At 66.1% G+C, this 14,334-nt stretch carries 14 protein-coding genes and 1 pseudogene; 4 read left to right on the forward strand and 11 right to left on the reverse strand.

The features are described from left to right. The first annotated feature begins 136 nt into the window (after positions 1-136). Positions 137-1,567: a WS/DGAT/MGAT family O-acyltransferase gene (locus tag V6U71_RS17950; RefSeq protein ID WP_411339712.1), complete on the forward strand. Its 1,431-nt coding sequence runs from the start codon at positions 137-139 to the stop codon at positions 1,565-1,567. An 86-nt stretch (positions 1,568-1,653) separates the two neighbouring features. Here V6U71_RS17950 and rbfA read toward each other — a convergent pair whose 3' ends face one another. Genes rbfA through rimP form a run of 5 tightly spaced genes read right to left on the reverse strand, consistent with a single transcriptional unit; the run spans position 1,654 to position 7,625 of the window. After that, entirely contained in the window at positions 1,654-2,064 is a 411-nt protein-coding gene (gene rbfA, locus V6U71_RS17955) for a 30S ribosome-binding factor RbfA (protein WP_411339713.1), read from the reverse strand. A 51-nt stretch (positions 2,065-2,115) separates the two neighbouring features. Then, complete coding sequence (gene infB, locus V6U71_RS17960) at positions 2,116-4,686, reverse strand: translation initiation factor IF-2 (protein ID WP_411339714.1); 2,571 nt, start codon at positions 4,684-4,686, stop codon at positions 2,116-2,118. A gap of 17 nt (positions 4,687-4,703) precedes the next feature. Continuing rightward, complete coding sequence (locus V6U71_RS17965) at positions 4,704-5,474, reverse strand: DUF448 domain-containing protein (protein WP_411339715.1); 771 nt, start codon at positions 5,472-5,474, stop codon at positions 4,704-4,706. Then, positions 5,455-7,080 (reverse strand): transcription termination factor NusA, encoded by a 1,626-nt coding sequence (gene nusA, locus V6U71_RS17970; RefSeq protein ID WP_411339716.1) that lies wholly within the window; start codon positions 7,078-7,080, stop codon positions 5,455-5,457. The genes V6U71_RS17965 and nusA overlap by 20 nt, the downstream gene beginning before the upstream one ends. Beyond that, on the reverse strand, positions 7,080-7,625 hold the full coding sequence (rimP, locus tag V6U71_RS17975) for a ribosome maturation protein RimP (RefSeq protein WP_411339717.1): 546 nt from the start codon (positions 7,623-7,625) through the stop codon (positions 7,080-7,082). The genes nusA and rimP overlap by 1 nt, the downstream gene beginning before the upstream one ends. A gap of 300 nt (positions 7,626-7,925) precedes the next feature. Between rimP and V6U71_RS17980 the strand changes: the two genes are divergently transcribed. Next, entirely contained in the window at positions 7,926-9,416 is a 1,491-nt protein-coding gene (locus V6U71_RS17980; protein ID WP_054731473.1) for a CpaF family protein, read from the forward strand. A gap of 2 nt (positions 9,417-9,418) precedes the next feature. Here V6U71_RS17980 and V6U71_RS17985 read toward each other — a convergent pair whose 3' ends face one another. Together V6U71_RS17985 and V6U71_RS17990 are read right to left on the reverse strand one after the other, a co-directional pair. Next, positions 9,419-10,405, reverse strand: a complete 987-nt coding sequence (locus tag V6U71_RS17985; RefSeq protein ID WP_411339718.1) for an isopenicillin N synthase family dioxygenase — start codon at positions 10,403-10,405, stop codon at positions 9,419-9,421. Between the two features lie 10 nt (positions 10,406-10,415). Continuing rightward, positions 10,416-10,601, reverse strand: a complete 186-nt coding sequence (locus V6U71_RS17990; RefSeq protein WP_145923529.1) for a hypothetical protein — start codon at positions 10,599-10,601, stop codon at positions 10,416-10,418. Between the two features lie 55 nt (positions 10,602-10,656). Between V6U71_RS17990 and V6U71_RS17995 the strand changes: the two genes are divergently transcribed. Continuing rightward, entirely contained in the window at positions 10,657-11,505 is an 849-nt protein-coding gene (locus V6U71_RS17995; protein ID WP_411339719.1) for a class I SAM-dependent methyltransferase, read from the forward strand. Between the two features lie 65 nt (positions 11,506-11,570). Next, entirely contained in the window at positions 11,571-12,278 is a 708-nt protein-coding gene (aat, locus tag V6U71_RS18000) for a leucyl/phenylalanyl-tRNA--protein transferase (RefSeq protein ID WP_234715974.1), read from the forward strand. 44 nt (positions 12,279-12,322) lie between these two features. On the opposite strand, the pseudogene V6U71_RS18005 reads toward aat, so the two are convergent. The 4 genes and pseudogenes from V6U71_RS18005 to V6U71_RS18020 all read right to left on the reverse strand — a co-directional run. After that, positions 12,323-12,682, reverse strand: a pseudogene (locus tag V6U71_RS18005) (DUF2155 domain-containing protein); the annotation flags it as partial. Between the two features lie 53 nt (positions 12,683-12,735). Further along, positions 12,736-13,122, reverse strand: a complete 387-nt coding sequence (locus V6U71_RS18010) for an NADH:ubiquinone oxidoreductase subunit NDUFA12 (RefSeq protein WP_054589196.1) — start codon at positions 13,120-13,122, stop codon at positions 12,736-12,738. A gap of 61 nt (positions 13,123-13,183) precedes the next feature. Beyond that, positions 13,184-13,645: a DUF192 domain-containing protein gene (locus V6U71_RS18015; protein WP_411339720.1), complete on the reverse strand. Its 462-nt coding sequence runs from the start codon at positions 13,643-13,645 to the stop codon at positions 13,184-13,186. Positions 13,646-13,680: 35 nt separating this feature from the next. Beyond that, on the reverse strand, positions 13,681-14,253 hold the full coding sequence (locus tag V6U71_RS18020; protein ID WP_411339721.1) for a regulatory protein RecX: 573 nt from the start codon (positions 14,251-14,253) through the stop codon (positions 13,681-13,683). Between the last annotated feature and the right edge of the window lie 81 nt (positions 14,254-14,334).

Here is a 14,334-nt window from a genome sequence, read left to right on the forward strand (position 1 = left end):
GGGGTCCATTCAGCATCGGCATAATGGACCCCGGATCAAGTCCGGGGTGACGAGAGAAAGGAGCAACTTGACTCGCCCTCGTCCCCTGTCATGCTGCATCCAAAGAGTGCAGCATATTCAGTGGGGAGAGCTGCGAATGCGCCTGATGCCGGTCAGCGATGCGATGTTCCTGGTGGGCGAGAGCCGCGAGATGCCGATGCATATCGGCGGCATCAATCTCTACACCTTGCCCGACGGGGTCGACGAGACCGAGTGGCTGAACGAACAACTCGCGCTGCTCCGGCAATCCGAGGGGCTGCGGCGTCCGTTCAGCGAGGTGCTGAAGCTGACCCCGCTCGGCCAATATGGCCCGATCCGCCTCGAACCCGACCGCGACATCGACATGCATTACCACGTCCGCGCCGCGGCGCTGCCAAAGCCGGGGCGCTATCGCGAGATGTTCGAACTCGCCTCGCGGCTCCATTCGGGGCTGCTCGACCGCACCCGGCCCTTGTGGGAGATTACCCTGATCTCGGGGCTCCCCAATCGCCAGATCGCGACCTTCAAGAAGGTCCATCACGCGCTGATGGACGGCGCGGCGAGCATCCATTTCTATAATTCGATGCTGTCGGCGGACCCGAAGGAGCGGCGCGCCGCGTCGCCGCTGTCGGTCGAAGCCTATGAAGCGTATAAACGCCAGTTCCCCGCGCCGAAGAAGCCGCCGCGCCCCAACCTGATGGACATCAAGGCGATCGGCGATTTCCTGAAGGAGCAATGGGGCAACAGCGTCGGCGTCACCAAGGCGATGAACCAGTATCTCGCCGCGATGTTCGGCCTTGGCGGCGACGGGCTGGTCACGCCCTTCGCCGGGGTACCGCGCACCAGCTTCAACCGCAACATTACCGGCGCGCGGCGCTTCGTCGCGCAAAGCTGGTCGCTCGAACGCGTGCGCGCGGTCGGCAAGGCCTATGACGGGACGATCAACGACGCGGTGCTCGGCATGTGCGCGGGGGCGATGCGCAAATATCTGCAATCGCTCAACGAGCTCCCCGACAAGCCGCTGAAAGCCATGGCGCCGGTGTCGATCCGGCCCAAGGACGATATCGATTCGGGCAATTCGGTCGCGTCGGTCACCGCCAATCTCGCGACGCATATCGACGATCCGGCGACACGCATGGCGGCGATCCAGGAATCGATGAACTCGGCCAAGGCGCAGCTTCGCGCGATGACCGCGGGGCAGATTCAGCTCTATACCGCGATCACCAGCTTCCCGATGATGCTGACCGCACTGACGCGCACCGCCGACAAATTCCCGGCGTATAGCGCGACGATCTCGAACGTTCCCGGCCCGCGCGAGCAGATGTACTGGAACGGCGCGCGGCTCGACGGCATGTACCCCGCCAGCATCCCCGTCGACGGCATGGCAATGAACATCACGCAGGTGTCGAATTTCAAGAATATCGATTTCGGCATCACTGCCTGCCGGCGAAGCGTGCCGCACGCGCAGCGGATGATCGATTATCTGGAGGAAGCGCTGGTCGAACTGGAAGCGGCGGCGGGGATCAAGACGCCTAAGGGGAAAGCCTAAACCGTTCGCATCGAGCGAAGTCGAGATGCCCCCTCGGTTTGGCGCCATCCTTCGGCGTGTCTCGACTTCGCTCGACACGAACGGAGTTAGAGGGCCTCGTCGCCTTCCGCGGGGCCCAAATCCCTCGCTACCTTCGGATCGCGCAGCAATGCATCGATATGGCTCGCCTCGTCGAAGCTTTCGTCGGCGAGGAATTTGAGCTTCGCGGCATATTTCATGCGGATGCGATGCGCGACCTCGCGCTGAAGATAGGCGGTGTTGGTGCGCAGCGCCTTGAGCACCGCTTCCTCGTCCTTGCCGAGCAGCGGTTTCACGAACACGGTCGCGTGGCGGAGGTCGGGCGACATGCGCACCTCGGTCACGCTGACCGGATGCGTCGCGAGCACATCGTCGTGCACGTCGCCGCGCGCGAGGATTTCGCTCAGCACATGACGTACCTGTTCGCCGACGCGCAGCACGCGGACCGACGGGCCCTGGGGTTGTTCCTTATGCCGCATCCATCGATTCCTTCCGCGTCCCCGCACCGGCGGGAACGCGGGGGTTGTCAATTACAGCGTCCGTTCGCGCAGCTCGACCTCGAAGACTTCGAGGTGGTCGCCCGGCTTGATGTCGTTGGTATCGGCCAGCACAACACCGCACTCGAGGCCGGCGCGTACTTCGGCGACGTCGTCCTTGAAGCGGCGGAGCGACGCGATCGTCGTTGCCGAGACGATGACGTCGGCGCGTGTGAGGCGTGCGTGCAGCCCCTTGCGGATCGACCCTTCGAGCACGAGCAGGCCGGCGGCCTTGTCGCGCTTGCCGGCGGGGAAGACTTCCTTGACCTCGGCGCGGCCGACGACGGTTTCGACGCGTTCCGGACCCAGCTCGCCCGCCATCTCTTTCCGGACCTCGTCGGTCAGGTGATAAATGACGTCATGATACATGAAGCGCACCTTTTCGCGCTTCGCAATCTCGCGCGCCTTGGCGTTCGGGCGGACGTTGAAGCCGATGATCGGCGCACCCGTAGCAGCCGCCAGCGTCACGTCGCCCTCGGTGATCGCACCGGCGCCCGACTGGAGCACGCGGACCTTGATCTCGTCGGTCGATATCTTGTTGAGCGCATTGACGATCGCTTCGACCGACCCCTGCACATCGCCCTTGATAATCACCGGGAACTGGATGACGTTCGCCTTGTCGGCGAGCGCCTCGAACATGCCTTCGAGGCTGACCGGCGCCTGGACGGTACGCTTGCGCGTCGCCTGTTCCTGACGATAGGTCGCGACTTCGCGGGCCCGCGCTTCATTCTCGACAACGGTCAGGGTATCGCCCGCCATCGGAACACCGCCCAGACCGAGGACTTCGACCGGCATCGACGGGGTGGCCGACTTGATCTGCTTGCCCTGATCGTCGATCAGCGCACGGACACGGCCGCTTTCGGCGCCGCAGACGAAGATATCGCCGACCTTGAGCGTCCCGCGGCGGACGAGGATCGTCGCCACCGGGCCGCGGCCCTTGTCGAGCTTTGCCTCGACCACCGTGCCTTCGGCGGCGCGGTCGGGGTTGGCCTTCAGCTCCATGATTTCGGCCTGCACCGCGATCGCGTCGAGCAATTTGTCGAGCCCGGTCTTCTTCAGCGCCGACACTTCGACATTCTGGACGTCGCCGCCCATTTCCTCGACCACCAGCTCATGCTCGAGCAGGCGTTCGCGGACGCGCTGCGGGTTGGCGCCTTCCTTGTCGACCTTGTTGATCGCGACGATGATCGGCACGCCGGCCGCCTTCGCATGGTTGATCGCCTCGATCGACTGCGGCTTGAGCCCGTCGTCGGCCGCCACCACGAGGATGACGATGTCGGTGACGTTCGCGCCGCGCTGACGCATCTCGGTAAAGGCTTCATGGCCCGGCGTATCGAGGAAGGTGATGACGCTGCCGTCCTTCGCCTTCACCTGATAGGCGCCGATATGCTGCGTGATGCCGCCGGCTTCGCCCGCCTGGACATTCGCACCGCGCAGCGCGTCGAGCAGGCTGGTCTTGCCGTGATCGACATGGCCCATGATCGTAACGACCGGCGCGCGCGGCTTCAGATGCTCGGCATCGTCGATATCCTCGTCGTGACGGATGTCGATATCGCCTTCGCTGACGCGTTTGATCTCGTGCCCGAACTCGGCAACGAGCAGTTCGGCCGTATCCTGGTCGATCGTGTCGGTGCTGGCCGACGGGCTGCCCATCTTGAACAGCGCCTTGATCAGGTCGTTGGTCTTTTCCGCCATGCGGTTGGCGAGTTCCTGAACCGTGATGCTTTCGGGCACGACGACTTCGCGGACCTGCTTTTCGCGCGGGCCCGACGAGGCGGTGTGCGAACGCTTTTCCTTTTCGCGCGCGCGCTTCAGCGCCGCAAGGCTGCGCGCGCGCGCGCCTTCGTCTTCGTTGAGCGCGCGCGTGACGGTCAGCTTGCCCGACTGGCGGCGGCTGTCGCCGCCACGGGTTGCCTTCGGCTCGGGACGCTTGGGTTCGGGGCGCGGGGGAGCCGCGACCGGAGTAAAGCGACGCGGCGCGGGAGCAGCGCTGGTCGTGGCGCGCGGCGCCGGTGTCGGTGCCGCGTCGCCCTGAGCAGCGGCGGCAGGTGCTTCGGTAGCCGGCGCAGCAGCGGCGGCAGGCGCTTCGGCAGCGGGCGCGGCAGGAGCCGGCTCGGCGGCCTTGGCTGCGGCCTGCTCGACGCGCGCTTCGGCGCGCGCCTTTTCTTCCTCGGCAGCGCGCGCGCGCGCGGCTTCGTCACGGCGACGGTTATCCTCGAGCGCATTCATGCGCGATTCTTCGGCCTCGCGAAGAAGCTGCGCCTGGCGTTCCTGACGCGACATCAGGCTATCATTCTCGCTGACGCGGGGCGCAGCCGGCTTCGGAGTCGGCGCAGGTGCCGCAGCGGGAGCGGGCGCCGGTGCCGGAGCGGCCTGGACCTCTTCGGCCTCGGGCGCCGGAGCGGCTTCGCCCGGACGACCGAGCACGCGGCGGCGCTTCACCTCGACCACCACCGTGTTGCGGCGTCCATGGCTGAACTGCTGCTGCACCTGCCCGGCCTCGACCGTCCGCTTCAGCCCCAGAGGCTTGCGGGTAAGGGTCGGTTTGTCCTGTTCGTCACTCATCGAAAACCATCATTCCTTCAAAACGCGTCCGAAGCGGCGGTGCCTGCTGGCGCCGTCCCTGTTTTTTCCTCGCCGGCGAGCGGCGGGGCAAGCGGATCGGAATCGCGGTTGGCCGCGTCCCTACTCCATCCTGTGAAAAACTGCCAGCGGCTCAAATGCGCCAGCACCCGGTCCGCCGCGCGGGCGTCCGTAATCGCCAGATGCACCGCATTCTCGCGGCCCAATGCCATAGATAGGGTGTGCCGGTCCACCGGCAAGACCCGGCCCTCGCGGCCCGAGCCCTCGTCATCCTCGCCGACGCGCCATGCCTGCGCCAGTTTCTTGCGGCCGTCCTCGCCCGCGTCGCTGGCGTGGAGCAACAAGCGGACCTGTCCGCGCCGCGCCGCCTGTTCGATCTTTTCGTTGCCGCTGATCAGCGTTCCCGAACGGGATTCGAGCCCCAGCCGGTCGAGCGTCGCGCGCCGAAGCTGTGCCTCGATCCGTTCGCCCAGATCGTCCGGAATGCCAAGCTGCCCCTCGTGGAGCGCACGCGCCAGCCCGCCCTTGAGCTTGCCTTTCGCCTGCGCGGTCTCGAGGTCGGCGCGCGCCACGCCGATCCACGCGCCGCGTCCCGGCGCCTTGCCATGCACGTCGGGCGCGATGCTGCCGTCGGGGCCGAGCGCCAGGCGCACGAGCTGCTCCGCCGGCGCAACCTCGCCGGTGACGACGCAGCGCCGCTCGGGCACATGCTGGCCGCGCCCCTTTGCGCGGTCGGTTTCGGTCAGCTGATCATTGCGCGGGGTCCGCATCGGCGGCCTCCCCGACTTGGGCTGCTTCGGCTTCCGGTTCGTCTTCGAACCAGTGCGCACGCGCCGCCATGATGATCTCGTTGCCCTGTTCTTCGCTCAGGCCATATTCGCCGAGTACGCCGCCCTTGTCCTCGGCACGTTCGCCCCGCGGCGGACCGCGGCGATTGTCGGTGCGCTTCTTGGCGATCAGTTCGTCGGTCGCAAGGTCGGCGAGGTCGTCGAGCGTCTTGATGCCTGCCTTGCCGAGCACGACGAGCATCGCTTCGGTCAGGTGCGGGATCTCGGCGAGATCGTCCTCGACGCCGAGCGCGCGGCGTTCCTGACGCGAGGCTTCCTCGCGGCGTTCGAGCGCTTCGGTCGCGCGGCTCTGCAGTTCCTGCGCCAGTTCGTCGTCGAAGCCTTCGATGCTCGCGAGTTCGTCGATGCCGACATAAGCGACTTCTTCGAGTTCGCCGAAGCCTTCGGCGACGAGGAGCTGCGCGAGCGTCTCGTCGACGTCGAGCTCTTCCTGGAACATCGTCGAGCGTTCGACGAATTCGCGCTGGCGCTTCTCGCTCGCGTCGGCCTCGGTCATGATGTCGATCTGGCTGCCGGTGAGCTGGCTGGCGAGACGGACATTCTGGCCGCGACGGCCGATGGCGAGGCTGAGCTGGTCGTCGGGAACGACGACTTCGATGCGGCTGTCATCCTCGTCGATGACGACGCGCTGCACCGTTGCGGGCTGGAGCGCGTTGACGACGAAGGTTGCCGTGTCTTCCGACCAGGGGATGATGTCGATCTTTTCGCCCTGCATTTCCTGGACGACCGCCTGCACGCGGCTGCCCTTCATGCCGACGCAGGCGCCGACGGGGTCGATCGAACCGTCATAGCTGATCACGCCGATCTTGGCGCGCGAACCCGGGTCGCGGGCGGCGGCCTTGATCTCGATGATGCCGTCGTAGATTTCGGGCACTTCCTGCGCGAACAGCTTCTTCATGAAGTCGGGATGCGCGCGGCTGAGGAAGATTTGCGGGCCGCGTGTTTCGCTGCGCACCGACAGGATCAGCGCGCGGACGCGATCACCGACGCGCATCAGTTCGCGCGGGATCTGCTGGTCGCGGCGAATGACGCCCTCGGCGCGGCCGAGGTTGACGACGATGTGGCCGAATTCGACCGACTTGACGACGCCGGTGATGATCTCACCCGCGCGGTCCTTGAATTCCTGATACTGGCGCTCGCGGTCGGCTTCGCGGACCTTCTGGAAGATCACCTGCTTCGCCGACTGGGCGTCGATGCGGCCAAGGTCGACCGCGGGCAGCGGATCGACGATGAAGTCGCCGATCTTGGCGTCCTTCTGCAGCTTCTGGCCCGACGCAAGATCGACCTGCTTGAAATAATCCTCGACCTGTTCGACGACCTCGACGACCCGCCACAAACGGAGGTCGCCGGTCTGGGCGTCGAGCTTGGCACGGATGTCGTTTTCGGCGCCATAACGCGCGCGCGCGGCGCGCTGGATCGCTTCTTCGATCGCCTCGATAACGATCGTCTTGTCGATCATCTTCTCGCTGGCGACACTGTTGGCAATCGCGAGCAGCTCGGCCTTGTTGGCGGAAATGGCAGTGGCCATCAGTCCTGTCCTTCTTCTTCCATTTCGTCGGCGCCCTCGATCGAGAGCGGGACGGTTGCGGCAATCAATTTGTCGGTGAGAACGAGCTTCGCCGTGTCGATCGCGTCGAACGGCAGGCTGTGCTCCACCTCTTCCTTGTCCAAAATCCTGACGGTATCACCGTCGATGCCGACGAGTTCGCCGTTGAAGCGCTGGCGTCCGTTCAGCTTTTCCTTGAGCGCGATCTTCGCTTCGTGCCCCGCCCAGTCGGCGAAGTCGGCGCGGCGCGTCAACGGCCGGTCGATGCCGGGCGACGAGACCTCCAGCCGGTACGCTTGCTCGATCGGATCCTTGCCCGCTTCCTCGAGCGCGTCGAGCTGCGCCGAAATGCGGCGCGACAGGTCGGCGCAATCGTCGATCGTCAACTGGCGCGTGTCGGGGCGCTCGGCCATGATCTGCAACGTCGGGTCACTCTCGCCGCCGAAAAAGGCGACGCGCACCAGCGCGAGGCCCATCGCCTCGGCTTCGGGCGCGATGATCGCATTGAGGACGCCGATATCGACCAATGAAAATTCCCAAAACCATGAACCGGAAGCCATGCAGGAACGGCCGCCGCGGCCCGCGGCCCCGACGTCCCAACTGGCTAACCATGTCAAGAAGTACGCCGCATATAGGCCGATGCGCCGGAGTCGGCAAGGGGGAATGGGAGGATCGCCGTCCGGCCGCAACACCCTTGTGCCCGTCCGGGCGCTTCGACGTTCCGCATTAGGAGAATGTCAAAGTTTCCGGATTATTCACCCTGTCGGATTGGGGGTCCGCGTACAAATGTCGCGGTTTCCCGTATAAATAGAGGCAGGACCCACGCGATGAGTGCATTCGGACGTCGACCCGGAACCGCAGGCCGCCCCGCTTTTGGCGTGGCGAAGCCGATGCAGGGCGGTGGCGGAGCAGCCGGCGGCAGCCAGTTTCCGGCGATCGAGCCGGCCGCGATGCCCGAGTCGCCGTCGGGTCCGCTCTCGCCCGAAATGGAGGCGATGGAACGGCTGAACCAGCGTTCGACCGCCGAAATGGCCGAACCCGAAAAGGCCCAGGGGTTCGAAGCGAGCGTCCACAAGATCAAGGAACAGGTACTGCCCCGCCTGCTCGAACGCGTCGATCCCGAAGCCGCGGCGACGCTGAGCAAGGACGAGTTGACCGAGGAATTCCGCCCGATCATCCTCGAAGTGCTTGCCGAACTGCGCATCACGCTCAATCGCCGCGAACAGTTCGCGCTCGAAAAGGTGCTCGTCGACGAACTGCTCGGCTTCGGCCCGCTCGAGGAATTGCTCGCCGATCCCGACATCAGCGACATCATGGTCAACGGGCCGTACCAGACCTACATCGAACGCAAGGGCCAGCTCGTCATCGCGCCGATCCAGTTCCGCGACGAACAGCATCTGTTCCAGATCGCGCAGCGCATCTGTAACATGGTCGGCCGCCGCGTCGACCAGACGACGCCGCTCGCCGACGCCCGTCTCAAGGACGGTTCTCGTGTGAACGTGATCGTGCCGCCGCTGTCCTTGCGCGGCACCGCAATCTCGATTCGTAAATTCTCGGCCAAGCCGATCACGCTCGACATGCTCTGCCAGTGGGGCGCGATGAGCCAGAAGATGTGCACCGCGCTGAAGATCGCGGGGGCCAGCCGTTTCAACATCGTCATCTCGGGCGGTACCGGTTCGGGCAAGACGACGATGCTCAACGCCCTCTCCAAGATGATCGACCCCGGCGAGCGCGTCCTGACCATCGAGGATGCCGCCGAACTTCGCCTGCAGCAGCCGCACTGGCTGCCGCTGGAAACGCGCCCGGCGAACCTCGAGGGCAATGGCGCGATCCACATGGGCGACCTCGTCAAGAACGCGCTGCGTATGCGTCCCGACCGGATCATCATGGGCGAAGTCCGTGGCTCGGAGTGTTTCGACCTGCTCGCCGCGATGAACACGGGTCACGACGGGTCGATGTGTACGCTGCACAGCAACAGCCCGCGCGAATGCCTCGGCCGTATGGAGAATATGGTGCTGATGGGCGACATCAAGATTCCGAAGGAAGCGATCTCGAAACAGATCGCCGATTCGGTCGACATGATCGTCCAGATCAAGCGCCTCCGCGACGGTTCGCGCCGCGTCACCAACGTCACCGAGGTGATCGGCATGGAAGGCGACGTCATCGTCACCCAGGAACTGTTCAAGTTCGAATATCTCGACGAGGACAAGGACGGCAAGATCGTCGGCGAATATCGCGCGATGGGCCTGCGCCCCTATACGCTCGAAAAGGCGCGCCAGTACGGCTTCGACCAGCCCTATCTCGAGGCATGCCTCTAGGGTCAGTCGCGAAACGCCTTGCCGGCGAGGTCGGGAAAAACCTTGCCGACCTTGCCGAGCAGATAATCGCCATAGGTGCCGCTCGCTGCATGGACGTCGACATCGTCCCAGCGCGGCAGGCTGCGGGTTGTAGCCGCGATGGGCAGCGGATCGACCGGCGCGGCGAAATCGGGATCGTAGAATAAAGGCCACGACAGCCGGTCGCGTCCCGACGCGTTGATCACGCGGTGCGGCGCCGAGCGGAAGCGGCCGCGCGTCAGCCGTTCGAACATGTCGCCGATATTGACGACCAGCATCCCTCCTTGCGGCGGCACCGCGATCCAGTCGCCATTCGCGGCGCGGACTTCCAGCCCGCCATGGCGGTCCTGTCCGAGCAAGGTGAGCAGGCCGTAATCGCTATGCTCGCCAACCCCGAGGCGGTCGGGCGCGCCGTCCGGAGGATAGTGGAAGATACGAAAAAGCAGGGTGGGCCGCCGCGTCATGCCCGCCGCGAAATGCTCCGCGGGCAGGCCGAGCGCGAGCGCCATGCCGCGCATCAGCGCCTCGGCGGCAGCGACCGCGGCCTCCAGATAGTCGCCGACCGCCCGCCGCAGCTCGGGGACCGCGCGCGGCCAGAGGTTGGCGCCGTGCAGCGGCCAGCCGGCAACCACCCGCGGGTCGTCGGCGGCCAGTTCCTCGCCGAGATAAAACCCCTCCTTGCGGTCGGGGAGGCCCGAGGTAAGCTCGCCGCCGAGCGGGAACCAGCCGCGCCAGGCAATGCCACCATGCGCCATCGCGATTTCGGCCTTCTCCTCCTCGGGCAGGGCGAAAAAGAGATGGCTCGCCGTTTCGAGGCGCGCGACGAGGCTGTCGGCGATGCCATGTCCGTCGGCATAGAAAAAACCGAATTCGGCGCTCGCCGCGCCGATGGCCGTAGCTGTGCGCCGAACCATCTCCGCATCGCCCATCGCGCGCAGCGGCGCGATATCGATGACGGGGAGCGTCGTCACCGGCGCCGCATCATTGGTGCAGCCAGAGTGCGGTCGAGAGCAGCGCCACCATCGCCGACAGCATCGCGATCCCGCGCCACGGCATGAATCCGACCTTGTCGACGTCTCGGCGGTTGCGGCGGCGCCAGTCGGCGACCTCGGCGAAACCGAACATCGCGGCGGCGCCGATGCCGAGCGAGAGCATGGATACTTGCATTGCCGCGCATCCCTACGCAAACAGGGGCATTCCCCCCAAGAGAGAGGTTGCCCATATGCGTTCCCTGTTGCTGGTTGCAAGTGCCGCCATCGCCCTTTCGGGTCCCGCCGCCTTCGCGCAGGATGGCCATGCCGGTCACGACGCGCACGCCGCCCACCAGAGCGCCGATGCCGACGGCACGGCGATCGCCGCCGCGGTCGCCGCTTCGACCCGCACCCCCGCCAACACCGCGCGCGATCCATATCGCCACCCCGCCGAAACGCTCGCCTTCTTCGGGGTCAAGCCCGGCGACACGATCGTCGAGCTGTGGCCCGGCGGCGGCTGGTACACCGAAATCCTCGCCCCGCTGACCAAGGCCGGCGGCGGCACGCTCTATGTCGCGGCGCCGTGGGAAAAGGGGCTGAACAGGATCAAGGAAAAGCAGGCGGCGGACGCCGCGACCTATGGGGCGGTCAAGCTCGCCGAATTCCCGGGCACCGGCGCGGGTGACAAGGTTCCCGATGGTGGCGCCGACATCGTGCTGACCTTCCGCAACGTCCACAACTGGCGCTTCGGCGGCGCCGACAAGACGGCGGATGCGTTCAAGCAGATCTTCGCGATGCTCAAACCCGGCGGCACGCTCGGCGTCGTCGAGCATCGGCTGCCCGAGGAGATGGCTTCGGCGCTTGAGGAAAAGAGCGGTTATATGAAGCGCTCGTCGGTCGTCGGTTTCGCCGAGGCGGCGGGCTTCAAGCTCGTCGGCGAGAGCGATATCAACGCCAATCCCAATGACACGCACGACTATGAAAAGGGTGTGTGGACGCTGCCGCCGAACCTGACCGAAGGCGACAAGGATCGCGAGAAATATCTGGCGATCGGCGAATCGGACCGCATGACGCTGAAATTCGTAAAGCCCGCCTCCTGACCCTCCATCAGGAAACAATCGACCCCGCGCTGCTGCTCAGCGCCTATGCGCAGGGGCTTTTCCCGATGGCCGACGGGGCGGACGACCCGTCGGTCCATTGGGTCGAACCGCGGCTGCGCGCGATCCTGCCGCTCGACGGCTTTCACCTGTCGCGCAGCCTGAAGAAGGTCATCGTCTCCGACCGCTTTCGCGTCACCACCGACACCGCCTTTGCCGAGATGATGGCGCTGTGCGCCGAGTCCGCCGACGACCGCCCGACGACGTGGATCAACCCCGTCATCAAGGCGAGTTACGAACGCCTGTTCCGGCTCGGCCATGCGCACAGCGTCGAGGTGTGGCTGGACGGCGCGCTGGCCGGCGGCCTCTATGGCGTTTCACTCGGGCGCGCCTTTTTCGGCGAATCGATGGTCAGCCGGGCGCGCGACGCGTCGAAGGTCGCGCTGGCGCATCTCGTCGCGCGGCTGCGCGCCGGGGGGTGGCAGTTGCTCGATTGCCAGTTCATCACGCCGCACCTCGCCAGCCTCGGGGCGATCGAAATTCCCCAGCGCGATTATCTGGCGCGGCTTTACTCGGTATTGTCGGAAGGTGCCGGCGGGGCCTTGGGTGCAGGCGCGGGCGCTGCGGCGGGTGCCGGGCTTCCCTCTCCGCCGTTCGTCGCCGGCGATTGGGGGGCGCTCGACGCCTTGGGCGCGGCGGCGCCGGACGCGGCTTTCGGCGCCGAACGCGCGACCGGTTCGCCGCCCGGATATGTCATCGCGCAGCTTTTGACATAAACGTCATAGATCGGATGCTCGATCACGTTACGGTCGGGCCGTTCCTTGAACAGCCAGCCCGAAAAGACGCGATACCATTTGTCGTCGCGCTGGTCCTGCACGGTCAATTGCACGAAGGCCCCGGTTTCGGGCGGGTCTTCCCATGGCGCAGTCTGTTCGCACGCGCGCAGGCGGACGATCGCGCGGCCGACGCGCGCCGAATCGCCGGGCTTCATTTCGAGGTCGCGGACCAGCCCGTTGCGCTTGTTGAGCAGGCCGAGCACGGCGATGCGATCGGCCATCGGCGTCGCGCCCTCGATGCCGCCGACTTCCTGCGGCACGCGTTCGGATTTGGCGATCTGCGGCGCCTTGTCGGTACCGCCCGTTTTCGTGGCGGGTGACCGGTCGCAGGCTGCGAGCGACATGGCGGCAACAATCGCCAGCCCCGCCGCCCTGGTCAGCCTCGTCACGCCGGCGCTCACTCGGCGCCGGGCCGCCAGGCCTCGTAATCGCCCGTCGCGGCGGCACGATGCCCGCCGCGTTCGAGCGCGCCCGCCGGGCGATAGGCGCCGGTGCTGCCGGTAAGGTTGGCGGTCGGCTCCTTTTCCCACGCGCGCGGCGCGGGAAGGACATCGGCGGGAAGCTCGTCGAAAGTGCCGTGCAGCCAGCCGTGCCATTCGGGCGGCACCCGGCTCGCGTCGTTCGACCCGTTATAGATCACCCAGCGGCGGCCGCCCTTCTTGGCGCGGAAATAACGGTTGCCGAGGCTGTCCTCGCCCACCTTCTCGCCGGTGCTCCAGCTGTTCAGCAGCGTGCCGACGGTCGCGCCGTCCCACCAGGTGAAAATCTTGCCCAAGATGCTCATGGCTGCGGCGTTTACAGCCAAGCTGGCGCAATCCGCAAGCCGCAAACCGCCCGCCGCACCGCTATTTCTTGTCGTCCCATGTCACTCTGGCGTTCTCGTCGAGGCCAAGCTCGGCCGCCGTGCCCCCCGCCAGTTCGAGCACCGCCGCCACCTCGCCGCCGCTCGCCACGGGTTCGAGCGATTCGGGGATGGTGTTTTCGGCGATCCGGTCGATGCTGCCGTCGGCGCGGACGAAGATCATGTCGAGCGGGATCAGCGTATTCTTCATCCAGAAGCTGGCGATGCGCGGTTTTTCGAACGGGAAGAGCATGCCGCCGCCTGCGGGCAGGCTGGTGCGGAACATCAGTCCCTGCTGCTGCTCTTCGGCCGTGCGCGCCACTTCGACGTTGAATTTATGCAGCTTTTCGTCCGCTGCGATGGTCAGCGGGATGGTCGCGGCTTGCTCCGCCCCGTTGCCGTGCGAGCTGCATGCTGCCATCGGCAAGGCGAACGACAGGGCAAGGGCGGCAAGCACGGCACGCATCGGCAAGATCCTTTCGCCGGAAATGATGTCCCGGCCTAGTCGAGCGCCGCTTCGGCGTCCAGCGCGGCCAGAGCATCCTCGTCCCCCGGCGCGACCGCCAGAATCCGCCGCGCGAGTGCGAGGCTATGACCCGCGCGGGCGAACGCCGCGACCTGCCGTTCGCGCATCGCCGGGTCGTCGGCCGCGCGCACCGCAAATGGCCCGAAGCGCCGCCGCCGGGCAAAGCCGATCGCCGACGCCAGCGCCTTGTCTTCGGCTTCCGACAGCGCATCCTCGCTGTCGCCGAGCGCGATGCCGTCGACGAAGAGCTGTGCCTTGACCCGCCGGACGCCCAGTCCGCGGCGCGTCATCGCCCCGGCGCGCATCGCGGCATATTGGCGGTCGTCGAGGAAGCCGAGCCGCTCCATCCGGCCGGCAATCGCCTCGCACGCGGCCATGGCGTCAATTTCGTCAACCCATTCGGATTCGCGAATTTTTCGGGAAAGATAGCGCGTCAGCTTGGCGCGGCTGGTCGCGAATCGCGCCACATAGGCGAGCGCCAGTTCGTCGAGCTTTGCTGCGCCGAGTGGCCTTTTTGAACGGTCGGGGAGAGCGTAGCGGTTGGCCATATGCCATGTTTATGCCACAGTCGGGCCCGATTGAGAACGATCAGCACCGCCATATCGGGCAACAAAGCCCGGAAACGGGCC

Source organism: Sphingopyxis sp. J-6 (assembly GCF_046603995.1).
Lineage (GTDB): Bacteria > Pseudomonadota > Alphaproteobacteria > Sphingomonadales > Sphingomonadaceae > Sphingopyxis.

Excerpts from the sequence above, each read along its gene's own strand:
- V6U71_RS17995 (WP_411339719.1), top strand. The coding sequence starts at position 10,657 with ATGCGTTCCCTGTTGCTGGTTGCAAGTGCCGCCATCGCCCTTTCGGGT.
- V6U71_RS18020 (WP_411339721.1), bottom strand. The coding sequence starts at position 14,253 with ATGGCCAACCGCTACGCTCTCCCCGACCGTTCAAAAAGGCCACTCGGC.
- V6U71_RS17980 (WP_054731473.1), top strand. The coding sequence starts at position 7,926 with ATGAGTGCATTCGGACGTCGACCCGGAACCGCAGGCCGCCCCGCTTTT.
- V6U71_RS18015 (WP_411339720.1), bottom strand. The coding sequence starts at position 13,645 with ATGCGTGCCGTGCTTGCCGCCCTTGCCCTGTCGTTCGCCTTGCCGATG.
- aat (WP_234715974.1), top strand. The coding sequence starts at position 11,571 with ATGGCCGACGGGGCGGACGACCCGTCGGTCCATTGGGTCGAACCGCGG.
- V6U71_RS17950 (WP_411339712.1), top strand. The coding sequence starts at position 137 with ATGCGCCTGATGCCGGTCAGCGATGCGATGTTCCTGGTGGGCGAGAGC.
- V6U71_RS17990 (WP_145923529.1), bottom strand. The coding sequence starts at position 10,601 with ATGCAAGTATCCATGCTCTCGCTCGGCATCGGCGCCGCCGCGATGTTC.
- nusA (WP_411339716.1), bottom strand. The coding sequence starts at position 7,080 with ATGGCCACTGCCATTTCCGCCAACAAGGCCGAGCTGCTCGCGATTGCC.
- V6U71_RS17965 (WP_411339715.1), bottom strand. The coding sequence starts at position 5,474 with ATGCGGACCCCGCGCAATGATCAGCTGACCGAAACCGACCGCGCAAAG.
- infB (WP_411339714.1), bottom strand. The coding sequence starts at position 4,686 with ATGAGTGACGAACAGGACAAACCGACCCTTACCCGCAAGCCTCTGGGG.
- V6U71_RS18010 (WP_054589196.1), bottom strand. The coding sequence starts at position 13,122 with ATGAGCATCTTGGGCAAGATTTTCACCTGGTGGGACGGCGCGACCGTC.
- rbfA (WP_411339713.1), bottom strand. The coding sequence starts at position 2,064 with ATGCGGCATAAGGAACAACCCCAGGGCCCGTCGGTCCGCGTGCTGCGC.